This is a genomic window from Demequina sp. NBRC 110054 (assembly GCF_002090115.1).
Taxonomy (GTDB): Bacteria; Actinomycetota; Actinomycetes; order Actinomycetales; family Demequinaceae; genus Demequina.
The window spans coordinates 19,578-44,312 of the sequence record NZ_BBRK01000004.1 but is presented as its reverse complement, the minus strand read 5'-3'; the positions used below and the strand labels follow the sequence as shown (position 1 = coordinate 44,312).

Annotated in this window: 24 protein-coding genes; 21 read left to right on the top strand and 3 right to left on the bottom strand. The window is 69.3% G+C overall.

From position 1 onward, the window contains the following. The 5 genes from B7K23_RS00220 to B7K23_RS00200 all read left to right on the top strand — a co-directional run bounded on the left by B7K23_RS00220 (position 1) and on the right by B7K23_RS00200 (position 5,747). Positions 1 to 609 carry an N-acetyltransferase gene (locus tag B7K23_RS00220; protein ID WP_084124068.1) on the top strand — a complete coding sequence of 203 codons (609 nt, stop codon included), beginning with the start codon at positions 1 to 3 and terminating at the stop codon, positions 607 to 609. Positions 610 to 735: 126 nt separating this feature from the next. Further along, a complete protein-coding gene (locus B7K23_RS00215; RefSeq protein ID WP_084124066.1) occupies positions 736 to 1,353 on the top strand; it encodes a TetR/AcrR family transcriptional regulator in 618 nt (205 codons plus the stop codon). A gap of 3 nt (positions 1,354 to 1,356) precedes the next feature. Next, positions 1,357 to 3,087 (top strand): ABC transporter ATP-binding protein, encoded by a 1,731-nt coding sequence (locus B7K23_RS00210; RefSeq protein WP_084124064.1) that lies wholly within the window; start codon positions 1,357 to 1,359, stop codon positions 3,085 to 3,087. Further along, positions 3,084 to 5,072: an ABC transporter ATP-binding protein gene (locus B7K23_RS00205; RefSeq protein ID WP_084124062.1), complete on the top strand. Its 1,989-nt coding sequence runs from the start codon at positions 3,084 to 3,086 to the stop codon at positions 5,070 to 5,072. Before B7K23_RS00210 ends, B7K23_RS00205 begins: the two co-directional genes overlap by 4 nt. Before the next feature lie 207 nt (positions 5,073 to 5,279). Continuing rightward, positions 5,280 to 5,747 (top strand): GyrI-like domain-containing protein, encoded by a 468-nt coding sequence (locus B7K23_RS00200; protein WP_084124059.1) that lies wholly within the window; start codon positions 5,280 to 5,282, stop codon positions 5,745 to 5,747. Between the two features lie 49 nt (positions 5,748 to 5,796). On the opposite strand, the gene B7K23_RS00195 is transcribed toward B7K23_RS00200, so the two are convergent. The 3 genes from B7K23_RS00195 to B7K23_RS00185 all read right to left on the bottom strand — a co-directional run bounded on the left by B7K23_RS00195 (position 5,797) and on the right by B7K23_RS00185 (position 7,752). Continuing rightward, positions 5,797 to 6,843 (bottom strand): TIGR00341 family protein, encoded by a 1,047-nt coding sequence (locus B7K23_RS00195; RefSeq protein WP_084124058.1) that lies wholly within the window; start codon positions 6,841 to 6,843, stop codon positions 5,797 to 5,799. A gap of 153 nt (positions 6,844 to 6,996) precedes the next feature. Beyond that, positions 6,997 to 7,311 carry an SHOCT domain-containing protein gene (locus B7K23_RS00190; RefSeq protein ID WP_084124056.1) on the bottom strand — a complete coding sequence of 105 codons (315 nt, stop codon included), beginning with the start codon at positions 7,309 to 7,311 and terminating at the stop codon, positions 6,997 to 6,999. A 3-nt stretch (positions 7,312 to 7,314) separates the two neighbouring features. Next, a complete protein-coding gene (locus B7K23_RS00185; RefSeq protein ID WP_084124054.1) occupies positions 7,315 to 7,752 on the bottom strand; it encodes a DUF6325 family protein in 438 nt (145 codons plus the stop codon). A 338-nt stretch (positions 7,753 to 8,090) separates the two neighbouring features. Between B7K23_RS00185 and rho the strand changes: the two genes are divergently transcribed. The 16 genes from rho (at position 8,091) to atpD (ending at position 24,732) form a co-directional block, all read left to right on the top strand. Next, positions 8,091 to 9,905, top strand: coding sequence for a transcription termination factor Rho (gene rho, locus B7K23_RS00180; protein WP_084126044.1), 1,815 nt, complete (start codon positions 8,091 to 8,093; stop codon positions 9,903 to 9,905). 317 nt (positions 9,906 to 10,222) lie between these two features. Beyond that, positions 10,223 to 12,550, top strand: coding sequence for an immune inhibitor A domain-containing protein (locus B7K23_RS00175; RefSeq protein ID WP_200809745.1), 2,328 nt, complete (start codon positions 10,223 to 10,225; stop codon positions 12,548 to 12,550). Between the two features lie 128 nt (positions 12,551 to 12,678). Then, a complete protein-coding gene (locus B7K23_RS00170; protein WP_084124050.1) occupies positions 12,679 to 13,152 on the top strand; it encodes a hypothetical protein in 474 nt (157 codons plus the stop codon). 142 nt (positions 13,153 to 13,294) lie between these two features. Next, on the top strand, positions 13,295 to 13,504 hold the full coding sequence (gene rpmE / locus B7K23_RS00165; protein ID WP_084124048.1) for a 50S ribosomal protein L31: 210 nt from the start codon (positions 13,295 to 13,297) through the stop codon (positions 13,502 to 13,504). Between the two features lie 20 nt (positions 13,505 to 13,524). Beyond that, entirely contained in the window at positions 13,525 to 14,610 is a 1,086-nt protein-coding gene (prfA, locus tag B7K23_RS00160) for a peptide chain release factor 1 (RefSeq protein WP_084124046.1), read from the top strand. Positions 14,611 to 14,612: 2 nt separating this feature from the next. Then, a complete protein-coding gene (prmC, locus tag B7K23_RS00155) occupies positions 14,613 to 15,509 on the top strand; it encodes a peptide chain release factor N(5)-glutamine methyltransferase (protein WP_084124044.1) in 897 nt (298 codons plus the stop codon). Between the two features lie 29 nt (positions 15,510 to 15,538). Further along, entirely contained in the window at positions 15,539 to 16,204 is a 666-nt protein-coding gene (locus B7K23_RS00150) for an L-threonylcarbamoyladenylate synthase (protein WP_084124042.1), read from the top strand. After that, positions 16,201 to 17,580 (top strand): MraY family glycosyltransferase, encoded by a 1,380-nt coding sequence (locus B7K23_RS00145; protein ID WP_084124039.1) that lies wholly within the window; start codon positions 16,201 to 16,203, stop codon positions 17,578 to 17,580. Before B7K23_RS00150 ends, B7K23_RS00145 begins: the two co-directional genes overlap by 4 nt. Further along, complete coding sequence (locus B7K23_RS00140; RefSeq protein WP_084124037.1) at positions 17,577 to 18,017, top strand: hypothetical protein; 441 nt, start codon at positions 17,577 to 17,579, stop codon at positions 18,015 to 18,017. Before B7K23_RS00145 ends, B7K23_RS00140 begins: the two co-directional genes overlap by 4 nt. A gap of 78 nt (positions 18,018 to 18,095) precedes the next feature. After that, entirely contained in the window at positions 18,096 to 18,953 is an 858-nt protein-coding gene (gene atpB, locus B7K23_RS00135) for a F0F1 ATP synthase subunit A (protein WP_084124035.1), read from the top strand. A gap of 51 nt (positions 18,954 to 19,004) precedes the next feature. Next, positions 19,005 to 19,235: an ATP synthase F0 subunit C gene (locus tag B7K23_RS00130; protein WP_084124033.1), complete on the top strand. Its 231-nt coding sequence runs from the start codon at positions 19,005 to 19,007 to the stop codon at positions 19,233 to 19,235. Then, positions 19,235 to 19,804 carry a F0F1 ATP synthase subunit B gene (locus B7K23_RS00125; RefSeq protein ID WP_084124031.1) on the top strand — a complete coding sequence of 190 codons (570 nt, stop codon included), beginning with the start codon at positions 19,235 to 19,237 and terminating at the stop codon, positions 19,802 to 19,804. Before B7K23_RS00130 ends, B7K23_RS00125 begins: the two co-directional genes overlap by 1 nt. A 3-nt stretch (positions 19,805 to 19,807) precedes the next feature. Then, on the top strand, positions 19,808 to 20,620 hold the full coding sequence (locus B7K23_RS00120; RefSeq protein ID WP_084124029.1) for a F0F1 ATP synthase subunit delta: 813 nt from the start codon (positions 19,808 to 19,810) through the stop codon (positions 20,618 to 20,620). Between the two features lie 52 nt (positions 20,621 to 20,672). Then, positions 20,673 to 22,307 (top strand): F0F1 ATP synthase subunit alpha, encoded by a 1,635-nt coding sequence (gene atpA, locus B7K23_RS00115; protein WP_084124027.1) that lies wholly within the window; start codon positions 20,673 to 20,675, stop codon positions 22,305 to 22,307. Between the two features lie 5 nt (positions 22,308 to 22,312). Further along, the gene (locus tag B7K23_RS00110; RefSeq protein ID WP_084124025.1) at positions 22,313 to 23,209 is read left to right on the top strand and encodes a F0F1 ATP synthase subunit gamma; all 897 of its coding nucleotides are present in this window, start codon (positions 22,313 to 22,315) and stop codon (positions 23,207 to 23,209) included. 17 nt (positions 23,210 to 23,226) lie between these two features. Next, positions 23,227 to 24,732, top strand: a complete 1,506-nt coding sequence (gene atpD / locus B7K23_RS00105; RefSeq protein ID WP_084124023.1) for a F0F1 ATP synthase subunit beta — start codon at positions 23,227 to 23,229, stop codon at positions 24,730 to 24,732. The last annotated feature ends 3 nt before the right edge of the window (positions 24,733 to 24,735 follow it).

Sequence of the window (24,735 nt, the reverse complement as noted above, 5' to 3'; positions counted from 1 at the left end):
GTGGCAATCCGGCCCGCTGTCGTCGACGATCACGCGCAGATCGCGCGCGTCTGCCTGCTCACCGGGCGGCAGGGGCGCGACGCGACGGGCGTGTTCTGCGACGACACCGTGCTGTCGGACGTGTACGCGACGCCGTATCTCCACGGACCGGGAGGCTTCTGCCTGGTCTGGGAGGACGACGAGGCGACCGCCGATGCGGGGCTGAGCGAGGCTCGCGGCTATGTGCTGGGCACCTCCGATACCGAGGCCTTCCAGCGGTGGTTCGTCGAGAGCTGGTGGCCCGAGCGGGCCCCGCTGCATCAGCCGTGCCACGTCTCCGACGCCTGGCTGCTGTCCTCCGCGGCGGACCCCGAGCGGATGCTCGTGCCGCGCGTGGCGGAGTTCCCCGCGCACCTGCACATCGACCTGCTGCCCGACCAGCAGGGAAGGGGCGCGGGGCGCGCGCTGATCGATGAGGCGTGCGCGCTACTGGCCGCGCGCGGTGCGCCGGGAGTGCACCTGGTGGCGGAGGCGGCGAACGAGGGCGCGCAGGCGTTCTACCCGCGCGTGGGCTTCGAGGCGATCGCGAGGGACGATGCGACGGTCACCTGGGCGCGCAGCCTCGCGTGACGTGGGTGGGCGCGTTCTCGGGACGGTATCCAGGGGCGGCGCCAGCGGCGCGCGCGGGTGGTCGAGCGGGGCCCATCCTCGCCGCAGCATTTGCGAAGTGAGTACTCACTCACTTAATGTGAGCGAGTGACGAATGACGCGAGCGGAGACGCGGTGAGCCCCGTGCAGGGACGCGCGCCGCGCATGTCCGCCGACGACCGCCGCGCTCAGATCCTCGACGCGGCCATCCCGCTGATCCTCGAGGCGGGCGGCGAGGTGACGACCAGGCAGATCGCCGAGTCCGCCGGCATCGCCGAGGGCACGATCTTCCGCGTCTTCGACGACAAGAACGCCCTGATCGACGCCGCGATCGCGCGCGTCATGGCGCCGGAGGCGACACTGGCGGCGCTTGAGCGCGTCGACGCGTCGCTCCCGCTCGACGAGAAGGTCGCGCGGATCGTGACGCTGCTCCACGACCGGGTGAGGGGCGTCGTCGCCTTCATGACCGCGCTCGGCCCGCGCGATCACGCGCGGCACCACGGCAAGGGCCACGACGGCGGTCCGCTCGGCGAGGCGACGAGCGCCGTCGAGTCCCTTCTCGCGCCCCACGCCGACGAGCTGCGGGTCCAGCCCGCGACAGCCGTCGACTATCTGCGCATCCTGGTGTTCGGGACCTCGATGCCGTTCATTCGTTCGGCCCGAGAGGTCACGGCCGCCGAGCTCACCGACTTCATCCTCCGTGGCATCTCCCGGGAAGGGGACTGATACATGCTCTGGAAGCTGCTCACGTCATCGATACGCCCGTACATGGGGCTGCTGGCCGGCATCGTCGGCTTCCAGCTCGCGCAGTCGATCGCGAACCTCTACCTGCCTAGCCTCAACGCCGACATCATCGACAACGGTGTGGCCGTGGGCGACCTCGACCACATCTGGAGCGTCGGCGGCGTCATGCTCGCCCTCACGCTCGTCCAGGTCGCATGCGCGATCAGCGCGGTGTACTTCGGCGCGAAGCTCGCGATGAGGGTCGGCAGGGACCTGCGCCACCGCATCTTCGCGCGCGCCGGCTCGTTCTCCGAGGCCGAGGTCCAGAGGTTCGGCGCGCCGTCGCTCATCACGCGCACCACGAACGACGTGCAGCAGGTCCAGATGCTCGTCCTCATGGGCGCGACGATGCTCGTGAGCGCGCCGTTCATGGCGATCGGCGGCGTGATCATGGCGGTCCACCAGGACGCCGGGCTGTCGTGGATCATGGTGGTCGCGATCCCGGTGCTGCTGATCGGCGTCATGCTGATCGTGACCCGGATGGTGCCGCACTTCCAGCGCATGCAGAAGCGCATCGACCGCGTGAACCAGGTGCTGCGCGAGCAGCTCACCGGCATCCGCGTGGTCCGCGCGTTCGTCCGCGAGCCGGTCGAGACCAGGCGTTTCGCTCAGGCCAACGACGACGTGACGGAGTCCGCGCTCAAGGCCGGCCGGCTCATGGCCGCGATGTTCCCGCTCGTGTTCGTGGTCCTCAACCTCAGCTCGGTCGCGGTGATCTGGTTCGGCGCGGACCGCGTCAACAGCGGGGAGATGCAGGTGGGCGCGCTCACCGCGTTCCTCACCTACCTCATCCAGATCCTCATGGCCGTGATGATGGCGACGTTCCTGTTCGTGCTGCTGCCCCGCGCGACCGTCTCCGCCGACCGCATCGGCGAGGTGCTCGAGACGGAGACCACCGTGCTCGAGAAGGACGATGCGGTCTCCGAGTTCCCGACTCCCGGCGAGCTCGTGTTCGAGGGAGTCGACTTCAAGTACCCGGGGGCCGAGCAGCCCGTCCTGGGGGACATCAGCTTCACGGCGGCACCCGGGACGACGACGGCCGTGATCGGCTCGACCGGCGCCGGCAAGTCGACGCTCGTGGGTCTTGTCCCGCGCCTCTACGACGCGACCACCGGCACGATCAAGGTGAGCGGCGTCGACGTCCGCGACGCGGGGCTCGAGGCCTTGTGGTCCAGGCTCGGCATCGTCCCGCAGCGTCCGTACCTGTTCTCCGGGACCGTCGCCTCCAACCTTCGCTACGGCGCCCCCCAGGCGACCGACGAGGAGCTGTGGCACGCGCTCGACGTGGCCCAGGGCGCCGACTTCGTGCGGGCGATGCCCGACGGGCTCGACACCGAGGTCGCGCAGGGCGGCACGTCCGTGTCGGGCGGCCAGCGCCAGCGCCTCGCGATCGCGAGAGCGCTCGTGAGGAAGCCCGACGTCCTGGTCTTCGACGACTCGTTCTCCGCCCTGGACACCGCGACCGACGCGAGACTCAGAGCCGCGCTCGCGAGAGAGTTCGCGGACACGACGGTGCTCGTGGTCGCGCAGCGCGTGTCCTCGATCGTCGACGCCGACCAGATCCTCGTCCTCGAGGACGGCCGCATCATCGATCGCGGCACGCACGACGAGCTCCTTGAGAGCTCGGAGACCTACCAGGAGATCGTCAGCACGCAGCTGCGAGTGGAGGCGGCATGAGCACCGAGACGCGCGACCGGCCGCAGCAGCGCCGCGGCCCCGGGCCCGGCCCGATGGGCCACGGCATGGGGGGCGCCCCGACAGAGAAGGCCTCCGACTTCAAGGGCTCCCTGAGGAGGCTCGCGGGCCACCTCGCCCCGGAGAAGAACCTCGTCTGGTTCGTGATCTTCCTCGGAGCCGCCTCCGTGGCGCTCAACGTCATGGGCCCCAAGATCCTCGGCAACGCGACCACGATCGTCTTCGAGGGGCTCCTCAGCGGCACGGGCGTCGACTTCGGACGCGTGCACACGATCCTCGCGTGGCTGATCGTCATCTACCTGTTCGCGGCCCTGCTGCAGTTCATCCAGGGATACATCCTCAATGGGATCACCCAGCGCACCGTCTACCGGCTCCGCGAGCGGGTCGAGGACAAGATCAACCGGCTCCCGCTGAGCTACGTCGACAAGCATCAGCGCGGCGAGCTGCTGTCGCGCGTGACCAACGACATCGACAACGTGTCGCAGACGCTGCAGCAGACGCTCAGCCAGCTGTTCACGTCGCTGCTCACGGTGGTCGGCGTGCTGGCCATGATGGTCTACATCTCGCCGTGGCTCGCGCTCGTGGCGATCGTGTCGATCCCGCTCACGCTCGGCATCGTCATGCAGGTCGCGAAGCGCTCGCAGCCGAAGTTCGTCGAGCAGTGGAAGTACACGGGCGACCTCAACGGTCAGATCGAGGAGGGCTACACGGGCCACGCGCTCGTCAAGGTCTTCGGTCGCCAGAAGGAGACCCAGGAGGAGTTCGCGCGCAAGAACGAGGAGCTCTACGAGGCGAGCTTCGGCGCGCAGTTCATCTCCGGCATCATCATGCCCTCGACGATGTTCGTCGGGAACCTGGTGTACGTGGCCGTCGCGGTCGTCGGCGGCGTGATGGTCACCAACGGCACCCTGCCGCTCGGAGATGTGCAGGCCTTCATCCAGTACTCGCGCCAGTTCCAGCAGCCGCTGACACAGCTGGGATCGATGGCCAACCTGCTGCAGTCGGGAGTGGCGAGCGCCGAGCGTGTCTTCGAGCTCCTCGACGCCGAGGAGCAGACGCCCGACGAGGACCCCGCGCAGTCGCCCGACGACAGCCACGGCCGCCTCGTGTTCGACGACGTGACGTTCCGCTACGTCGAGGACAAGCCGCTGATCGACAACCTCGACCTCACCGTCGAGCCGGGACGCACGGTCGCGATCGTCGGACCCACCGGTGCAGGCAAGACCACGCTCGTCAACCTCGTGATGCGCTTCTACGAGCTGAACGGCGGGCGGATCACGCTCGACGGCGTCGACATCGCGAAGATGACGCGCGAGGATCTGCGCTCCCGCACCGGCATGGTGCTCCAGGACGCGTGGCTGTTCGGTGGAACGATCCGCGACAACATCGCTTATGGACGCGAGGGTGCGACGGAGGAGGAGATCCTCGCCGCCGCGAAGGCCGCCTACGTGGACCGCTTCGTGCACTCGCTGCCCGAGGGCTACGACACCGTGCTCGACGACGACGCGACCAACGTGTCGGTCGGCGAGCGTCAGCTCATCACGATCGCGCGCGCGTTCGTGTCCCAGCCGCAGGTGCTCATCCTCGACGAGGCGACGAGCTCGGTCGACACCCGCACCGAGCTGCTCGTCCAGCACGCGATGGAGAAGCTGCGCCGCGACCGCACGGCGTTCGTCATCGCGCACCGCCTGTCCACCATCCGCGACGCGGACCTGATCCTCGTGATGGAGAACGGGTCGATCGTGGAGAAGGGCACCCACGACGAGCTCCTCGCCGTCAAGGGCGCCTACGCGCGGCTGTACGAGGCGCAGTTCTCGGCGCCTATCGAGGAGGTCGAGCCGCCGCTCGACCCCGTGAACCCCGAGACCGGCGAGCTCGCGACGGTGTTCGACGACGCCTCCGTGCCCCATCCGGTCGCGCCCGAGCACGCCGGCGAGGATCTCGACGACCCGGACGTCGATCGCTGACACCCCGACGGACGAGGCCCCGCCCAGCCCCAGGCTGCGGCGGGGCCTCGTGCGTTCCCGGCTGCCGCATCGTCCCACCGGCCGCGTGACGTCGCCGGCGCATCGTCCCGGCCCCGTGGACGCGCGCTCTCGTGCGAGCGTGCGGGACGCGACGTAGCGTGGAGAGATCGGAGGCGACCGCGTCTTCGATCGCGGAGGGGGTCGACGATGTCGATCAGCATGGAGACGAGGCCGTCGCAGACGATCGCCGGCGTGACGGACAGGTGCCCGCTCGAGGAGATGCCTCAGGCGATGGGACGCAACTTCGGGCGGCTCATGGCCGTGCTCACGGAGCAGGGTGCGGCGCCCGCCGGGCCGCCGATGACGCTGTATCCCGAACCGATGACCCCGGACGGGCCCGTCGTCTTCGTGTCCGCGATCCCCGTGCAGGCGGGGACGACCGGCGACGGCGACGTCGAGATCACGGAGATCCCCGAGGGGCCGATCGTCGTGTTCATGCACGAGGGTCCCTACTCCGAGCTGGGCCGCACGTACGGCCTCGCGCACGAGCAGATGCGGAAGGCGGGGCTGCTCGTCGGCGGGCCACCGTGCGAGATCTACCTCAACGATCCCGGGGACACCCCGCCCGAGCGGCTGCTCACCAGGATCGAGTTCCCGGTGTTCGAGCCGGACTGAGGCGCGCCTTGCCGGCCGAGCCAGACTGAGCGAGCCGGGTCGAGCCGCGTCAGAACGAGTCCCGCGCGCCCTCCGAGTCGAACGTGTACGACGGCACGAACTCGAGGATCACGGTGTCGGCGTCCAGCCCCGAGGCGGCCATGTCGTCGTACACCGCATCGACGTCGGGCAGCGGAGGGGTGCCCTTCACGAGGACGTGCACCATGTTGTTCTCGCGCGCCGTCACGGACACGATCGTCCACTTCGAGTCGGCCGCCGCGGCCTCGACATACTGCCGGATCTGCGCGATCCGCGAGTTGTTCTGAATCGCGTGCGCGGTGGACCAGGTCAGCGGGCCGCTCACCGCGAGCACGAGCGCCGCCATCGTCAGGTAGGTCCGCGCGCGGCGGCGTCGCTCGGCCTCCTTGTCCTCGGAGGCCTCGAGCCTGAGCCGCGAGTACCCGAAGACCCCCATGATGAGCGCGCCCGTGGCGAGGATCGCCGCGACGTTGGTCGCGAACAGCAGCACCGCGCCGAAGGCCTGTCCTGGCTCGCCCGACTCGAGTGCGAGCCCGGCTGCGCACAGCGGCGGAACCAGGGAGATCGCGATCGCGACGCCGGGAAGCGTGTCGGAGATATCGGCGCGGATGAGCGCGATCGAGCCGACCACGCCCACCGCGAGCGCGGCGAAGAGGTCGATGAGCCCGGGGGAGACGCGGCCCGCGATCTGCGCGTTGGTCTCCGCCGTCATCGGCACCTGCACCAGGAGGCCGAGGACGAAGCCGACGGTGACCGCAGCCGTGGCGCCGGCGATCATGATGACGACCGAGCGCACCAGGTTGCGGTGGTCGCCCAGGACCGTGGCGAGCATCGTCCCCTGGATGGGGCGCATCAGCGGAGCCACGATCATCGCGCCGATGACGGTCGCTGTGGAGTCCGCCGCGATTCCCGCGGTCGCGATCGCGCTCGCGAGCAGCAGCAGCAGCCAGAAGCGCGTATGCATCGCGCGCACCTTCGCGGTGTCGCCGTCGAAGAACACGGCATCCCGCATGTAGTGGACGGTGTTCAGCCGCCCGGACCACTTCGTCTCCCGCACCTGCTCCGCCCACGCGGTCATCGCGCCCCTCCGCTCAGGACGCCGCCATGGCGTCCTTGAGTGCAGGCTAGGGCCGCGCCCTTGCGGACGCGACCCGGCGCGCGGCGCGGCGTGGCACGGAAGATGCGCGCCAGCGCGGCTCGTCGCAGACGAGGGGCCGCCTCCCCGCTCGGGTCAGCCCAGGAGCTTCGCCTTCGCGGCGGCGAACTCGGCGTCGTCGAGCAGCCCAGCCGACCTCATCTCGCCGAGCTTGGCCAGCTGAGCCATGAGGTCGTCGCCCCCGGACGATGCGGCGGTCACCTGGGGTGCGGGAGCGGCGGCGGGCATCGCCTGCACCGGCGCGGCCTGCTGGACCGGCGCCGCCCTCTGGGCCGCGCGCGCGGACTGGCGCCTCGCGACTCCTCCCGACACCGCGGTCGCGGTGCCGGAGATGACCGCGGTGCGCGCCATCGTCCCGATGAGGCCTGGTCGTCCGACTCGGATCGGCATGGCCTACTCCTCTCCCTCGGCCGCGGCGACCGCCGCGAGCACCTCGTCCGCCACGGGCCCGGGGATGCGCATCGTGTCGAGCAGCACTCCTCCCGCTCCCGCGATCGCGTCGCGCAGCGGCACGACCCACGTGTGCTCGAAGCACAGGATCGCCGCGGCCGCGCCGGGCGGCAGCTCGTCGACGAGCTCGTCCACATCCTCGTCGGAGATCAGGCCGTCGATCTCGGAGACGATGCGGTGGAGGTCGGCGAGTGCCTCGTCGGGGGCCTCGTCGAGCTCGAGGATCGTGGCGGTGCCGTCCTCGGCCTTGCGGGCCACGACGGCGTCGACGATGCGGATGGTGCCGGCGCCGGTCAGGCGCTCCAGCTCGGGGAGGATCGAGCCGTCGAACCTCCCGTGCTCGAAGCCGATGACGACGATCTCGATGGGCCCGAGTCCCATGTCGTTCCCCTTTCACGGGACGCCGCGCATGGCATCCCCCTGTCTGCGAGGCTATGCCGGGCCGCGCGCGCCAGCAACAGATGTCGAACACGCCAGGTGTGGACTGATTGTGCGGGCCCGGTGGGGGTGCTAACCTGGGCGTGCTTCCCCCGGATCGGCGCGTATCGCCCCGGCGGACAGCAATCCACGTGTGAGGCGTCCGTCCTTCGTCGACGCATCCGTGTACGTACCCGCGTGGATCGTCTCGCACTCCCTGAGCCAAGCGTGCTCGTGCGAGGGAAGGAAAGTTTGTGACCGACACGACGACGGCCAGCGACAACACCGCGGCCCTCACGGCGATGAAGCTACCCCAGCTTCAGGCACTTGCAGCAGAGCTCGGGGTCTCCGGCACGGCGCGCATGCGCAAGTCGGACCTGGTGGAGGCGATCCGCAACGGAGGCGTGGTGCCCGCCAAGGACGACGCCAAGAAGGCCGACAAGAAGGCGCCCGCCAAGACCACCGAGGCCAAGGACGACGCTCCGAAGAAGTCCTCCTCGCGCCGCGCGACCGCGAAGGCCGGCTCGCCCAAGGCGGAGAGTGACGCTCCCGCGAAGGACGGCGCGCAGCCGAAGGGCGACGCGCCCTCCAAGGAGCAGGCGATCGCCGAGCTCAAGCTAGACCTGCCGACCCGCGACGAGGCCCCTGCCGAGTCCCAGGACCAGGCGAGCTCCGAGAGCCCCGACGAGCGCGCCCGTCGCGCCAAGGAGGCCGTCTCGCTTGCGGCCGGCAGCGACTCCGAGGGCGGCGAGCGTCGCCAGGGCGGCAACGCCAGCAACGGCGGCGGCAACCGCGGCAACCAGAACAACCAGAACAGCCAGGACGACGGCGACGGCGAGCGCGGCAACCGCAGGCGCCGTGGCCGTGGTCGCGGCCGTGGCCGTGGTCGCGACCGTGAGGGCGGCGAGGCCAACGAGGGCGGCGGCTCGCCGCGTCAGCAGCAGGACGAGGACGCCCCGCGCGACGGCGAGGAGATCACGCCGATCGGCGGCATCGTCGACGTGCTCGACAACTACGCGTTCGTCCGCACCGCCGGCTACCTGCCCGGCAAGGCGGACGTCTACGTCTCGCAGAACCAGGTCCGCAAGTACGGACTGCGCCGCGGTGACGCGGTCGCAGGCACCGCGCGCCCCCCGCGCCCGGGCGAGCGCGGCCAGCGCCAGAAGTTCTCGGCGCTCGCGTCGATCACCCAGGTCAACGGCCAGGCGCCCGAGGAGGCGAAGAACCGTCCGGTCTTCGGCGACCTCACTCCGCTGTACCCGCAGCAGCGCCTGCACCTCGAGACCGAGCCGCGGAACATGACGAACCGCGTGATCGACCTCGTGGCGCCGATCGGAAAGGGCCAGCGAGGACTCATCGTCTCGCCTCCGAAGGCCGGTAAGACCCTCGTGCTGCAGTCGATCGCGAACGCGATCTCCACGAACAACCCCGAGGTCCACCTCATGGTCGTGCTCGTCGACGAGCGCCCCGAGGAGGTCACGGACATGCAGCGCACGGTCCGCGGCGAGGTCATCGCCTCGACGTTCGACCGTCCCGCATCCGACCACACGGCCGTCGCCGAGCTCGCGATCGAGCGCGCCAAGCGCCTGACCGAGATGGGCCAGGACGTCGTCGTGCTGCTCGACTCGATCACCCGCCTGGGCCGCGCGTACAACATCGCCGCCCCCGCGTCGGGCCGCATCCTCTCGGGTGGTGTCGACTCGTCGGCCCTGTACCCGCCGAAGCGCTTCTTCGGCGCCGCGCGCAACATCGAGCACGGCGGCTCGCTGACCATCCTGGCGACCGCGCTGGTCGAGACCGGCTCGAAGGCCGACGAGGTCATCTTCGAGGAGTTCAAGGGCACCGGAAACATGGAGCTCAAGCTCTCCCGCACGCTCGCCGACCGCCGCATCTTCCCGGCCGTCGACGTCAACGCGTCGGGCACGCGCCGCGAGGAGATCCTCATGAGCGCCGAGGAGCTGAAGATCATGTGGAAGCTGCGTCGCGTGCTCACCGCGCTCGAGCAGCAGCAGGCCATCGAGCTCCTCCTGGGCAAGCTCAAGGAGAACAAGACCAACACCGAGTTCCTCATGCAGGTCGCGAAGACCACGCCGGGGGCGGAGGACCACGAGAAGTAGTCCTCCCTCGACATCGCACAGGGGCCCGATCCGCGAGGATCGGGCCCCTGTGCGTTCTCCCCGGCCGGCGCCTCGCTTGTCCCGGTGCGAGGCACCTCTCTCGCAGAAGTGAAATTCCTCACATCGGGCAAAACGCCGAAAAGGGACGCGTCGACGCGACCCCCGTCTTCGTAATGTGACACCGGACGTCGCCATCGTCGGCCTGAACCAACCGACTCTCGGGGGCGTCCTGCACCACGGCCGCGCTGGGGCGGCCGCACCATGTATCGCCGCGTCCATGGGGGTGGGGGCGGCGATCCTCGCCAATGGAGGTACATGTGCGTACGAAGCTGAGCGCGGCCACCGCGGCCGTCCTGCTGGGATCGGGGGTGGTCGCCGCTCCGGTCGCGACCGCCGCGCCGCCCGCCGAGGAGGAGACGGTGCAGACCGTCACCTCCGACAACCTTCCCAACCCGCTGGATGCGAAGCGCACCGCGCTTCGCGAGGCGGCGATCACGGGAGTGCTCGAGGGGGATCTGACCGCCGAGGAACGGGGCGACAGCACAGTCGTCAAGGTCAGCTCGGACGCCGACATATCCGCGGCCGACGGACCCTCGCTGAGGGGCTCCAAGGGCCGGACCACCGATCAGTACGTCGAGCTGTCGCGCGAGACCACCGACCGCATCTTCGTGGTCCTCGCCGAGTTCGGGGACGAGGAGTCCCCGTATGGCTACGCCGATGACGCGCAGCGCACCGAGGGGCCGCTCCACAACGAGATCCCCGAGCCCGACCGCTCGGTGAACAACACGACGGTCTGGCAGGCCGACTACTCGCAGTCCTACTTCCAGGGCCTGTACTTCGGCGACGACGAGTCGCTGCGGGAGTACTACGAGACGCAGTCCTCGGGCCGCTACAGCGTCGACGGCGAGGTGACCGACTGGGTCAAGGTGCCGTACACGCAGGCCGCCTACGGCACGGATGCGTGCGGCTCGATCGTGTGCTCGACCGTGTGGGACCTCGTGGCCGACGCCGCGACGATCTGGTACGAGGATCAGCTCGCGCAGGGCCGCTCGGTCGAGGACGTGAACGCGGATCTCGCGTCCTTCGACGTGTGGGACCGCTACGACTACGACGGCGACGGCGACTTCAACGAGCCGGACGGCTACATCGACCACTTCCAGATCGTGCACGCCGGCGGCGATCAGGCGGACGGCGACCCGATCTACGGCTCCGACGCCATCTGGTCGCACCGCTGGTACGCGTACTACAACTACGCGGGGCTCACCGGTCCCGAGGCGAACCCGCTCGGCGGCACGCAGATCGGCGATTCCGGCATCTGGATCGGCGACTACACGATGCAACCGGAGAACGGCGGCCGCTCGGTGTTCTACCACGAGTACGGCCACGACCTCGGTCTCCCGGACGACTACAACGTGCAGTCCGGCGGCGACAACAACAACGAGTACTGGACGCTCATGGCGCAGAGCAGGCTCACGGCGGCCGACGACGAGGGCATCGGCGAGCGAGGCGGCGACCTTGGCGCATGGAACAAGCTCCAGCTCGGCTGGCTCGACTACGAGTACGTCGAGGCGGGCGACAGGGAGACCGTCACCCTGGGGGTCTCGGAGTACAACACGCGCAGACCGCAGGCCCTCATCGTGGGGCTCCCGGAGAAGACCGTCACGACGGATCTCGGCGAACCCGCGGTGGGAGCGGCCCAGTGGTACAGCGGCACGGGTGACGACCTCACGAGCACGCTCACGCGGAGCGTCGACGTGCCTGACGGGTCTCCCGCGCTGACCTTCCAGACCCGCTACGACATCGAGGAGGGATACGACTACCTCTACGTCGAGGTCGACGACGGCTCGGGCTTCGTGCCGATCGCCGGCTCGATCACGACGGTCGACGAGCCCGCGGCGACGGACGGCACGCAGGCCGACTGGATCCCGGCGACGTTCGACCTGAGCGCGTACGCGGGTCAGACGGTGGATCTCCGGATCCGCTACACGACCGACGGCGGCGTCGCGGGCAACGACCCCGACGTGATCGACGGCGTGTTCCTCGACGAGATCGCGGTCGAGGGCGTCTTCGAGGACGGAGCTGAGGACGGGGACGGCGGCTGGACCGTCGACGGCTTCACCGCGGTCGGCACCTCGAGCACGCAGTCGTACCCGAACTACTACATCGCGGCCTACCGGTCCTACACGTCGTACGACCAGTACCTCAAGACCGGGCCGTACCACTTCGGGTACGCGAGCACGCTGCCGGACTACGTGGACCACTACTCCTACCAGGAGGGTCTGCTGATCTCGTACTGGGATCTGTCGTACTCCGACAACGACACGTTCGCGCACCCCGGCAGCGGGCGGAACCTGTACATCGACTCGCACCCGCAGCCGATGACGGACGTGAACGGCGACTACTGGCGGGCGAGGGTGCAGGTGTACGACGCACCCTTCAGCCTCAAGCGGGCCGACTCGTTCACGCTCCACGTCGACGGGGTGAAGAGCCGCATCAAGGGAGCGAGGGGGAACCGCGTGTTCGACGACACGGATCAGTACTGGTTCGCCGAGCTGCCCAACCACGGCGTGAAGCTCCCCGCGGTCGGGGTCCAGATCCGGATCGTGAAGCAGAAGGACAGCTCGATGACGGTGAAGGTGTACTGACGCCGCGTCCATGACCGCGCCGGCCCCCGGGGGAGCCACCCCGGGGGCCGGCGCCGCCTTCGTCGCGCGGCCGAGCGAACAACAGCGGTCGAGCCCAGACTGGAGGAGCGAGGGAGGGGAGAGGGACGATGCGTCGGCGCCCGGTCACGTTCGGAGCGGTCGCGAGCGCGCTCGCCCTCGCGGCCATCACCGGATGCGCGGACACGGGCACTGCACCGACGTCGGTGCCGACCGAGGAGGAGAGCATGACCGCGCACGGCCCCGGCACGACCGGCTCCGGCCTCGTCGTAGCGCCTGACGGGTCGACGACCCCGTTGTCGCCCCGCGACCTGCAGACACTGGCCCGCCCGACGGCGCCGCCGACTGTTCCCACCGACGTGGTGCCGTCCGACGTCGTCGCGGGGCGCGTGAGCGCCATCGCACAGGGCTGCACGGACGTGACCACCGACGACGATGAGGTGTGGTCGCTCGCGGGCGACCCGGGCATCGTCCTCATGGTGGGCGACACGATCCGCGCGAAGGTGGAACCGCTCGACGAAGGCGAGACCGCGTGCGGCGCAGGGGCGGGGAGGCGCCTGGTCTGGCTCGCTCGGGTCGAGTGAGCGCGCGGGGCGCCTGCGCATTCGCCACCCCTTGACAGGCGTGGCAGAATAGTCCGTTGGCTCGGTCTGCGGATCGGGTCCACGGCATCCGGTTCACCGAAGCGAAGTACGCAAGGACCCGGACGCACATCTAAGGGAGATCATGAAGAAGGACATCCACCCCGAGTACGTGGCCACCACTGTCACGTGCACCTGCGGTAACACGTTCGAGACCAAGTCCACCGAGAAGTCCGGCGCGATCAGCGTCGAGGTCTGCTCGGCCTGCCACCCGTTCTACACGGGCAAGCAGAAGATCATGGACACCGGTGGCCGTGTGGCCCGCTTCGAGAAGCGTTACGGCGCCAAGAAGTAACGCCGGAAGCCCGCGACGACGTGGCCGAAGCCTTCGCAGCCGTCCAGCCCCTGCTGGACGAGTACACCGATATCGAGAATCAGCTCGCCGATCCCGCAGTCCACGCGGACGCGGGGCGCGCGCGCACGCTCGGTCGCCGGTTCGCGGAGCTGGGTCGCGTCGTCGCGGCGCATCGGACCTGGAAGGCGGCCACCGACGACCTCGAGGCCGCCCAGGAGATGGCTGAGCTCGACCCCGAGCTCGCCGCCGAGGTGCCCGCGATGGAGCAGGCCGTCGAGGACGCGACCGAGACGCTCCGCCGCATCCTGATCCCGCGCGACCCCGACGACTCTCGCGACGTGATCCTCGAGATCAAGTCCGGCGAGGGAGGCGAGGAGTCCGCGCTGTTCGCGGGCGACCTGCTGAAGATGTACCTCAAGTTCGCCGAGGGCAAGGGCTGGAAGGCGCAGATCCTCGAGGCGACCGAGACCGACATGGGCGGCTACAAGGACCTCTCCGTCGCCATCAAGGCGCCTGGCAGCGTCGACCCCGAGAACGGCGTGTGGGCGCACCTCAAGTACGAGGGCGGCGTCCACCGCGTCCAGCGCGTGCCCGCGACCGAGTCGCAGGGCCGCATCCACACCTCCGCCGCCGGCGTCCTCGTGTACCCGGAGGCCGAGGAGGTCGAGGACGTCGAGCTCGACATGAACGAGGTCCGCGTCGACGTCTACCGCTCGTCGGGCCCCGGCGGCCAGTCGGTCAACACGACGGACTCCGCGGTCCGCCTCACGCACATCCCGACCGGGATCGTCGTGAGCTGCCAGAACGAGAAGAGCCAACTCCAGAACAAGGAGTCGGCCATGCGCATCCTGCGCGCCCGCCTGCTCGCCGCCCAGAAGGAGGCGGCGGAGGCCGAGGCCCAGGACATGCGCAAGTCGCAGGTGCGCACCGTCGACCGCTCGGAGCGCATCCGCACCTACAACTTCCCTGAGAACCGGATCGCGGACCACCGCACCGGCTACAAGGCCTACAACCTCGACCACGTCCTCGGAGGCGACCTCGGTCCGGTCATCCAGTCCGCGATCGACGCCGACGAGGCCGCGCGCCTCGCCGCACACGAGGACTGACCATGCCCTCCGTGGGCGCGCGCCTGCGCGACATCTCCGAGCGTCTCGCCGCAGCCGGCGTCCCCTCGCCGCAGCATGATGCCGTGGTCCTCATGGCGCACACGTTCGGCTGGACGCCCGCCGAGGTGCGGACGGCTGCCGCGCGTGACGACCACTGGACCGAGGACGTGCTCGACCACGACCTCCTCGAGGCGCGCGTCACGCGCCGCGTGCAGCGCGAGCCGCTTCAGCACATCACCGGCAAGGCCCCGTTCAGGAACCTCGAGCTCCAGGTGGGACCGGGCGTGTTCGTCCCGCGGCCCGAGACCGAGGTCGTCGCCCAGGTCGCCCTGGACCTGGCGCGCGAGGCCAAGCCCGGCCGCGACGGCATCGTCCGCGTGGTCGACCTGTGCGCGGGATCGGGGGCCATCGGCCTGTCGATCGCGTCCGAGATGGACGACGCGCACGTGTCCCTGGTGGAGGCGAGCGAGGAGGCCAACGTCTACCTGCGCCTCAACGCGCGCATGCTGCCGCCGGACGTGCGCCGGCGCATCCGCCCGATCCTCGGTGACGCCCGCTCGTGCATGCACCACTTCGAGCGCTGCGCCCAGGTCGTCGTGACCAACCCGCCGTACATCCCGCCTGACGCGGTGCCGCGCGACCAGGAGGTCCGCGACTACGACCCGCCGAGCGCCCTGTACGGCATGGGCGACGACGGTCTCGAGGTGCCGCGCGCGATCATCGACGAGGCGGCGAGGCTGCTCGACCTGGGTGGCTGGCTCGTGATGGAGCACGGCGAGCTGCAGGGCGAGGCGCTGCGCGAGTACGCCGCGAGCTCCGTGTACTGGGGCGACGTCCACACGCGCCAGGACCTCACCGGGCGTGACCGGATGCTGGTCGCGCGCCGCGTCGACGTCTGAGGCGCCCCGCGTCTGAGAGACTTGGGCTCATGATCTACCCATGCACCGACCCCCAGGCCTGGGGGCCGTCGCTGGACGCCGCGGTCGAGGCGGTCGAGGCCGGCCAGGTGATCGTGCTGCCGACCGACACCGTGTACGGAATCGGCGCCGACGCCTTCCAGCCCGATGCCGTCGCGGCCGTCCTCACAGCCAAGGGCCGTGGGAGGCAGATGCCGCCGCCCGTGCTCATCCCCGACGTCCGCACGGTCGACGGGCTCGCCATGGACGTCCCCGAGCCCGCGCGCGCGCTCATGGAGGAGTTCTGGCCGGGCGCGCTGACGGTCATCGTCATGGCCCAGCCCTCGCTCGCGTGGGACCTGGGCGACACCCACGGCACGGTCGCGCTGCGCATGCCCGACCACCCTGCCGCCCTCGCGCTCCTCAAGCGCACCGGCCCGCTCGCCGTGACGAGCGCGAACAAGACCGGTCAGCCTGCGGCGACCACGGCGTCCGACGCCGAGTCCCAGCTGGGCGAGTCCGTCGCCGTCTACCTCGACGCGGGCGACAGCCCGCTGGGCCAGGCCTCGACGATCGTGGACGCGACCAACGACGCCGGCCTGCGCATCGTCCGTGCCGGGGGAGTGAGCCGCGAGGCGATCGCCGACATCATCGGCGAGGACGCGCTGCTGAGGCCGCTGGAGGCCGACTCCGAGTGAAGGTCTACCTCACGCTGCTGCTCGTCTCCGCGTTGGTGGCGTACGCCGCCACGCCCGCGATGCGCCACCTCGCGCTTCGCGTGGGCGCGGTCACTGCCGTGCGCAAGCGTGACGTCCACTCGACCCCGACGGCCCGCCTCGGCGGCGTCGCGATCTTCCTGGGCATCGCGGGAGGCATCGTGCTCGCGAGCACGATCCCGTTCCTCCAACCCGTCTTCGAAGGCAGCCGCGCGCCGTGGGGCGTCCTTGCTGGCGCCGCCCTCGTGTGCGCGCTCGGATTCGCCGACGACGTGTGGGACCTCGACTGGATGGCCAAGCTCGCGGGGCAGATCCTCGCGGCCCTGCTCATGGCATGGGGCGGCGTCCAGCTCGTGACGGTGCCCATCGGCGGGCTCACGATCGGCAGCTCGTACCTGTCGCTGTCCGCGACGGTGCTGGTCGTGGTGGTCGCGATCAACGCCGTGAACTTCGTCGACGGTCTCGACGGTCTCGCGGCAGGCATGATCGCGATCGGCGGGCTCGCCTTCTTCACGTACACCTACCTGCTCGCGCGCTCCGCGACGCCGGGCGACTACTCGTCGATCGCGAGCCTCATCCTCGCGGTGCTGGTCGGCGCGAGCCTGGGCTTCCTCCCGCACAACATGAACCCCGCGCGCATCTTCATGGGCGACTCGGGGTCGATGGTGCTGGGCCTCACGATCGCCGCCGCCGCGATCGTGGTCACGGGGCAGATCGACCCGACCGTCGTGTCCGACCGCGAGAGCATCCCCGCCTTCATCCCGATCCTGCTGCCGCTCATGGTCGTCGCCGTGCCGCTGATCGACATGGGCGCGGCCGTCATCCGTCGCACGCTGCGAGGGCAGTCGCCGTTCACCCCCGACGCGCACCACCTCCACCACCTGCTGCTGCGCGCGGGTCACAGCCATCGCTGGGCCGTGGCCGTGCTCTACCTGTGGACCGCGGTGCTGTCCTTCGGGACCGTCTCCACGGTGTTCCTGCCGACGCCCAAGGCAATCGCCGTCGTCGTGTCGGGGATCATGCTCGCGGGTCTGATCACGTTCTCGCCGGGCCTCAGGCTCGCCAGCTCGCGCGCGTGGAGGACCGCGGGGCACGGCGTGGCTCCCCTGAGGCTGCGCGCGACGCCCGAGGGCAAGGTCGAGGCCATCCCGCGCGGTCAGCGGCCGGGAGACGCCGCGCAGCGCGCGCACCAGGCAGGGGAGGAGGGCGCTGCGGCGCTCCACGAGGACGATGCGGCACGGCCAGGGGGCCTGGACGATGCGGCACGGCCGGGGGACCAGGAGTCCCAGGACGATGCAGGCCAGGACCCGTCGACCGCCGGGGCCCCGGCCTCGGGCGAGATCAAGGAGGACGCATGACCGCCCCCCAGCCCGCCTCGGCGGAGTCCGCCGTCTATCGTCGCGCGCTGCGCATCGGAGCCCTCGCGCTCGCGGTCGGAGCTGTGCTCGCCGGCCTTCTCGGCTACCTCGTGCAGGACCTCCCCGGCATGTGGGCGGGGCTCGCCGGCATCGCCGTCGCAGCCCTCGCGGGGCTGCTCACACCCCTCGCGATGCAGCTCGCTCACCGCCAGCCGCCGCACATGATGGCGGCGATCATCCTGGGCTCGTGGCTCGCCAAGATGATCGTGATCGTCGTCGCGGTCGTGCTCCTCGCGCAGATCGAGGACTTCCCCCGTACGGTGTTCGGTATCGCGGTGATCGGCGGCATACTGGTGACGCTCGGCATCGACGCTGTGGTGTTGATCCGGGGACGTGTCCCATACACCACGAGTGGTACTGAGAGCCGGGACGAATAGGCTAGGGTTTATCCCGATTCACCGACAGTCCCCCTGCGGCCGCCTTCGCAACGGCCGCAGCAAACCTGCTGGAGTCTGATGCGACACATCGTGGTAGCCGCAGCCGCTGACGCGGCCGGTCATGAGTCTGGGGATACCCAGAACTTCTTCCAGTGGCTCTTCAGCTCTGACGGGTTCCACGCACCGTCGCTCGCCGAGTTCGACCCCACGGCACTGCTGTGGGAGGGCACGATCTTCGAGTTCAACCGCATCATGCTCGCCCGCGTCATCGCGGCCGTGGTGCTCATCGTGATCTTCGCCATCGTCGCCGGCCGCGCCAAGGTCGTGCCGGGCCGCTTCCAGGCCGCCGTCGAGTTCATGCTCGACTTCGTGAAGACGCAGATCGTCGAGCAGGTCATGAGCAAGGAGGACACCAAGCGGTTCCTTCCGTTCCTCTCGACGCTGTTCCTCGCGATCACCTTCTTCAACATCACCGGTGTGATCCCAGGCATCAACATCGCCGGCACGTCGCTGATCGGTCTCCCGATCGTGATGGCCGTGTGGGTGTGGATCATGTACCTGGGCGTCGGAGTCAAGAAGCACGGGCTCGGGGGCTACCTCAAGAACAGCCTCTTCCCGCCCGGTGTGCCGAAGGGCATCTACCTGCTGCTCACGCCGATCGAGTTCCTGCAGGTCTTCTTCCTGCGGCCCGCGACGCTCGCGCTGCGACTCGCGGCGAACATGATCGCCGGCCACATGCTGCTGGTCCTGTTCTTCGCGGCCACGCAGTACTTCTTCTTCGAGGCCGCGGGCGCCATGAAGTCGGTGGGTGCGGTGACGTTCGTCGCCGGGTTCGCCTTCACGCTGTTCGAGATCTTCGTGGCGCTGCTTCAGGCCTACGTCTTCACCATGCTTTCCGCCGTGTACCTCAACATGGCGCTCGAGGAAGAGCACTAGAAATCAGACCTGCCCGGTCGAGCGGCCGGGCACCAACGAAGGGAAAAGAAAGTGGACGTCACCACTCTCGCTGAGATGACCGGAAACATCTCGACGGTCGGCTATGGCCTCGCCGCGATCGGCCCCGGCATCGGCCTGGGCATCCTGATCGGCAAGACCATCGAGGGCATGGCCCGCCAGCCCGAGGTCGCCGGCCAGCTCCGTGCCACCATGTTCATCGGTGTCGCGTTCGTCGAGGTGCTCGCGCTGCTCGGCCTGGTCACCGGCTTCATCTTCAGCTGATGCTGGGCCTGTCCACGCTGGTGCTCGCTGCCGAAGAGGGCGGCGAGCACTCGAGCGAGTTCAACCCGATCCTGCCGTCGAACTACGACCTGCTGTGGTCGGCGGTGATCTTCGTGATCATCGTCATCGCCTTCCAGCGTTTCCTGCTGCCCTCGCTGCAGAAGACCCTGGACGAGCGTGCCGCCCTCATCGAGGGAGGCATCTCGAAGGCGGAGAAGGCCCAGTCGGAGGCGGCGGCAGCGCTCGAGGAGTACACCGCTCAGCTGACCGAGGCACGTGCCGAGGCTGCTCGTATCCGTGAGGACGCGCGCGCCGAGGCGCAGCAGATCCTCGCGGAGACCCGCACCAAGGCATCCGGCGAGGCTGACCGCATCGTCGAGACCGCCAACAAGCAGATCGAGGCGGAGCGCCAGCAGGCGATCGTCTCGCTGCGCGGCGACGTCGGCGCTCTGGCGACCGATCTCGCCTCGAAGATCGTGGGCGAGTCGCTCGCCGACGACGCGCGTCAGCAGCGGGTCATCGACTCGTTCCTCGACGAGCTCGAGGCGAACGTGAAGGCGGAGGGCTAGCGGATGCGAGGCACGAGTCAGGCGTCACGGGACGCGGTGCTGAAGGCCTTCGAGCCTGTGGCGAGCGCGTCCGGTGCAGACGGCATGAAGCTGGGCCGGGAGCTGTTCGTCGTGGTCGACGCGCTTGACGGCTCCGGCTCCCTGCGGCGCGCGCTGACGGACCCTGCTCGTGACGCCGATGCCAAGTCGGCGCTCGTGAAGCACCTCTTCGGCGGTCTCGACAGCCGCGTGGTCGATGTGGTCGGCGACTTCGCCGGCCACCGGTGGTCCGAGGACGTGGACCTCGCGGTCGCGGTCGAGGATGCCGGTACCGAGGCGATGCTCGCGTCGGCTCAGCACGCGGGCCACATCGACACGGTCGAGGACGAGCTGTTCCAGGTGCAGCGCCTGCTCGAGGGCGAGCGCGACCTGCTGGTCGCGCTGTCCAACCGCTCGGTGTCGCGCGAGGTGCGCCTCGAGCTGCTCGAGGGCGTGCTCAAGGGCCGCATGGACCAGGTCACGCAGGCGCTGCTGCACCGCGCGGTCGAGAAGGTCCGCGGCCAGCGCCTCATCACCACGATCAAGAGCCTGGTGCAGGCTGCCGCGACGCGTCGCGGTCGACTGCTCGCCTCGGTCGTCTCGGCCGTCGAGCTGAGCGCCGCACAGCGCGCCCGGCTGGTCTCGATCCTCACGTCCGCGTACGGGCGAGAGATCCAGCTCAACGTCGCCGTCGACCCCGAGGTGCTCGGCGGCATCAAGGTTCAGGTCGGGACAGAGGCTGTGGACGGCACCGTCCTCGCCCGCCTCGACGAAGCACGACGACGACTCGTCAGTTAAGCGCTGACACGGACAACCCCGCTACTGACGCGGAATCGACAGGAGACAAGTCATGACTGACGTGACGATCAGCCCCGAGGAGATCCGGGCTGCTCTCGACAGCTACGTGAAGTCGTACGAGCCCAAGGGCGCGGTCACCGACGAGGTCGGCACCGTCACCCTCGCGGCCGACGGCATCGCGCAGGTCGAGGGCCTTCCGGGCTGCATGGCGAACGAGCTGCTGCGCTTCGAGGACGGCACGCTCGGCCTCGCGCTGAACCTCGACGTTCGCGAGATCGGTGTCGTCATCCTCGGTGAGTTCACCGGGATCGAGGAGGGCCAGTCGGTCCAGCGCACGGGTGAGGTCCTCTCCGTGGCGGTCGGCGACGGCTACCTGGGCCGCGTCGTGGACCCGCTGGGCAACCCGATCGACGGCCTCGGCGACATCGAGACGGAGGCCCGCCGCGCGCTCGAGCTGCAGGCCCCCGGCGTCATGGCGCGCAAGTCCGTGCACGAGCCGCTGCAGACCGGTCTCAAGGCCATCGACGCGATGATCCCGATCGGCCGCGGTCAGCGCCAGCTGATCATCGGCGACCGCCAGACCGGCAAGACCGCGATCGCGATCGACACGATCATCAACCAGAAGGCCAACTGGGAGACCGGCGACCCGACGAAGCAGGTCCGCTGCATCTACGTCGCGATCGGCCAGAAGGGCTCGACCATCGCGTCGGTGCGCGGCGCCCTCGAGGAGGCCGGCGCGCTCGAGTACACGACGATCGTCGCGGCTCCCGCCTCGGACCCCGCAGGCTTCAAGTACCTGGCCCCGTACACCGGCTCGGCCATCGGCCAGCACTGGATGTACGACGGCAAGCACGTCCTGATCATCTTCGACGACCTGTCGAAGCAGGCCGAGGCCTACCGCGCCGTGTCGCTGCTGCTCCGCCGCCCGCCGGGCCGCGAGGCGTACCCCGGTGACGTCTTCTACCTGCACTCCCGTCTGCTGGAGCGCTGCGCGAAGCTGTCGGACGAGATGGGCGCGGGCTCGATGACCGGTCTGCCGGTCATCGAGACCAAGGCGAACGACGTCTCGGCGTACATCCCGACCAACGTCATCTCCATCACCGACGGTCAGATCTTCCTCCAGTCGGACCTCTTCAACGCCAACCAGCGTCCCGCGATCGACGTCGGTATCTCCGTGTCCCGCGTCGGTGGCTCCGCTCAGGTCAAGGCCATGAAGTCGGTGTCCGGAACCCTGAAGATCGACCTCGCGCAGTACCGCTCGCTCGAGGCGTTCGCGATGTTCGCCTCGGACCTCGACGCGGCGTCCCGCCAGCAGCTCACCCGTGGTGCGCGACTGATGGAGCTGCTCAAGCAGCCCCAGTACTCCCCGTACCCGGTGGAGGAGCAGGTCGTCTCCATCTGGGCCGGCACCAAGGGCAAGCTCGACAAGATCGCGCTCGCCGATGTGCTGCGCTTCGAGCGCGAGCTGCTCGACCACCTGCGTCGCAACACCTCGGTCCTCGACGACATCGCCTCCAGCGGCAAGCTCGAGAAGGACACCGAGGAGGCGCTCGCCACCGCTGTGGACGACTACCTCTCGACGTTCCTCGAGTCCGAGGGCACCGAGCTGAGCACGACCGCCACGATCTCGGGCGGCGGCGAGGCAGGCTCCGAGCAGGAGCAGATCGTCGCGAACAAGAAGAAGTAGGGACGATGAGCGGCAAGCAGCGCGAGTACCGGGGGCGGATCCGGTCCACGCAATCGCTGAAGAAGATCTTCCGCGCGATGGAGCTAATCGCTGCCTCGCGCATCGGGAAGGCTCGTCAGCGGCTGGGTGAGGCCGCGCCCTACACCCGTGCCATCCAGCGGGCGATCAGCTCGGTGGCGTACCACTCGCACACCGACCACCCGCTGACCTCGGAGCGCGATGACACCAACCGCGTCGCGGTGCTGGTCATCACGGCCGACCGCGGCATGGCTGGCGCCTACTCGGCGAACGTCCTGCGTGAGGCAGAGCGACTCAAGGAGCGGCTCGAGGCCGAGGGCAAGGAGATCGTCCAGTACGTCTCCGGTCGTCGCGCGGCGTCGTACTACAAGTTCCGCCACCGCGAGCTCGCGGCGGTGTGGGACGACGGCTCCGACGCCCCTCAGTTCGAGCGCGCGATCGAGATCGCCGACACGCTCTTCGAGGCGTTCAGCGCCGCGCCCGACCAGGGCGGCGTGTCGGAGATCCACATCGTCTACACGCGCTTCAACTCGATGGTCAAGCAGGAGCCGTGGGTCATCCGCATGCTCCCGATCGAGATCGTCGAGGGTGTGACGGAGCCCACCGAGGACGTCACCCCGCTGTACGACTTCGAGCCGAGCGCCGAGGAGGTGCTGGATGCGCTGCTGCCGCGGTACATCCGGGCCCGCATCTTCACGTGTCTGCTCCAGGCGGCGGCGTCCGAGCTCGCCAACCGTCAGCGTGCGATGAACACCGCGGTCACCAACGCGGAGGACATCATCCGTCAGTACACCCGACTCGCCAACTCGGCGCGTCAGGCAGAGATTACCCAGGAAATCAGCGAGATCGTCTCGGGCGCGGATGCGCTCGCGGCGGGCTCGTGATCGGAAGCGAGAGAGTGATGACTCCTACTGCGAAGACCGCCAAGACCGTCGGCGACGAGGTCGACGAGGCCACCCCCGCCGCTCGCGGCCCGGTCACCGGTCGCGTCGCCCGCGTGATCGGCCCCGTGGTCGACATCGAGTTCCCCGCGGACGCGATCCCCGACATCTACCACGCGCTCACCACCGAGATCGACCTGTCGAGCCAGGGCGAGGACGAGGGCGTGCTGAAGATGACGCTCGAGGTCGCTCAGCACCTCGGTGACAACATGGTGCGCGCGGTCGCGCTGAAGCCGACCGACGGCCTCGTGCGCGGCGCGACGGTCACGGACACCGGCGCCCCCATCTCCGTCCCCGTGGGCGACATCACCAAGGGCCACGTGTTCAACGTGACCGGTGAGGTCCTCAACGCGGAGGAGGGCGAGAAGATCGAGGTCACCGAGACCTGGCCGATCCACCGCAAGCCCCCGGCCTTCGACCAGCTCGAGTCCAAGACCCAGATGTTCGAGACGGGCATCAAGGTCATCGACCTCCTGACCCCCTACGTGCAGGGTGGAAAGATCGGTCTGTTCGGTGGTGCGGGTGTCGGCAAGACCGTCCTCATCCAGGAGATGATCTACCGCGTCGCCAACAACCACAACGGTGTGTCGGTGTTCGCGGGCGTCGGTGAGCGCACCCGTGAGGGCAATGACCTCATCGAGGAGATGACCGAGTCGGGCGTCATCAAGCAGACGGCCCTCGTGTTCGGCCAGATGGATGAGCCGCCGGGCACGCGTCTCCGCGTCGCGCTGTCCGCCCTGACGATGGCGGAGTACTTCCGCGACGTGCAGAAGCAGGACGTGCTGCTGTTCATCGACAACATCTTCCGCTTCACGCAGGCGGGCTCCGAGGTGTCGACCCTGCTCGGCCGCATGCCTTCCGCGGTGGGCTACCAGCCCAACCTCGCGGACGAGATGGGCCAGCTCCAGGAGCGCATCACCTCGACCCGCGGCCACTCGATCACCTCGCTGCAGGCGATCTACGTGCCCGCCGACGACTACACCGACCCGGCGCCGGCGACCACGTTCGCGCACCTCGACGCCACGACCGAGCTCTCCCGTGAGATCGCGTCGAAGGGCCTGTACCCGGCCGTCGACCCGCTGACGTCAACCTCGCGCATCCTGGACCCCCGCTACGTGGGCAAGGACCACTACGAGGTCGCCAACCAGGTGAAGTCGATCCTCCAGCGCAACAAGGAGCTGCAGGACATCATCGCGATCCTCGGTGTCGACGAGCTGTCCGAGGAGGACAAGATCATCGTCGCCCGTGCGCGCAAGATCCAGCAGTTCCTGTCGCAGAACACCTACATGGCGACGCAGTTCACGGGCGTCGAGGGCTCGACCGTCCCGCTCAGCGAGACCATCGAGGCGTTCAAGGGTCTGGTCGGCGGCGAGTACGACCACATCTCGGAGCAGGCGTTCTTCAACATCGGTGGTCTCGAGGACCTGGACAAGGCCTGGAACCGCATCCAGAAGGAGATCGGCTGACCC

Coding starts and splice junctions, on each gene's coding strand:
- B7K23_RS00210 (WP_084124064.1), top strand. CDS start 1,357: ATGCTCTGGAAGCTGCTCACGTCATCGATACGCCCGTACATGGGGCTG.
- B7K23_RS00205 (WP_084124062.1), top strand. CDS start 3,084: ATGAGCACCGAGACGCGCGACCGGCCGCAGCAGCGCCGCGGCCCCGGG.
- B7K23_RS00200 (WP_084124059.1), top strand. CDS start 5,280: ATGTCGATCAGCATGGAGACGAGGCCGTCGCAGACGATCGCCGGCGTG.
- B7K23_RS00195 (WP_084124058.1), bottom strand. CDS start 6,843: ATGACCGCGTGGGCGGAGCAGGTGCGGGAGACGAAGTGGTCCGGGCGG.
- B7K23_RS00190 (WP_084124056.1), bottom strand. CDS start 7,311: ATGCCGATCCGAGTCGGACGACCAGGCCTCATCGGGACGATGGCGCGC.
- B7K23_RS00185 (WP_084124054.1), bottom strand. CDS start 7,752: ATGGGACTCGGGCCCATCGAGATCGTCGTCATCGGCTTCGAGCACGGG.
- rho (WP_084126044.1), top strand. CDS start 8,091: ATGAAGCTACCCCAGCTTCAGGCACTTGCAGCAGAGCTCGGGGTCTCC.
- B7K23_RS00170 (WP_084124050.1), top strand. CDS start 12,679: ATGCGTCGGCGCCCGGTCACGTTCGGAGCGGTCGCGAGCGCGCTCGCC.
- rpmE (WP_084124048.1), top strand. CDS start 13,295: ATGAAGAAGGACATCCACCCCGAGTACGTGGCCACCACTGTCACGTGC.
- prmC (WP_084124044.1), top strand. CDS start 14,613: ATGCCCTCCGTGGGCGCGCGCCTGCGCGACATCTCCGAGCGTCTCGCC.
- B7K23_RS00150 (WP_084124042.1), top strand. CDS start 15,539: ATGATCTACCCATGCACCGACCCCCAGGCCTGGGGGCCGTCGCTGGAC.
- B7K23_RS00140 (WP_084124037.1), top strand. CDS start 17,577: ATGACCGCCCCCCAGCCCGCCTCGGCGGAGTCCGCCGTCTATCGTCGC.
- atpB (WP_084124035.1), top strand. CDS start 18,096: ATGCGACACATCGTGGTAGCCGCAGCCGCTGACGCGGCCGGTCATGAG.
- B7K23_RS00125 (WP_084124031.1), top strand. CDS start 19,235: ATGCTGGGCCTGTCCACGCTGGTGCTCGCTGCCGAAGAGGGCGGCGAG.
- B7K23_RS00120 (WP_084124029.1), top strand. CDS start 19,808: ATGCGAGGCACGAGTCAGGCGTCACGGGACGCGGTGCTGAAGGCCTTC.
- atpA (WP_084124027.1), top strand. CDS start 20,673: ATGACTGACGTGACGATCAGCCCCGAGGAGATCCGGGCTGCTCTCGAC.
- B7K23_RS00110 (WP_084124025.1), top strand. CDS start 22,313: ATGAGCGGCAAGCAGCGCGAGTACCGGGGGCGGATCCGGTCCACGCAA.
- atpD (WP_084124023.1), top strand. CDS start 23,227: ATGACTCCTACTGCGAAGACCGCCAAGACCGTCGGCGACGAGGTCGAC.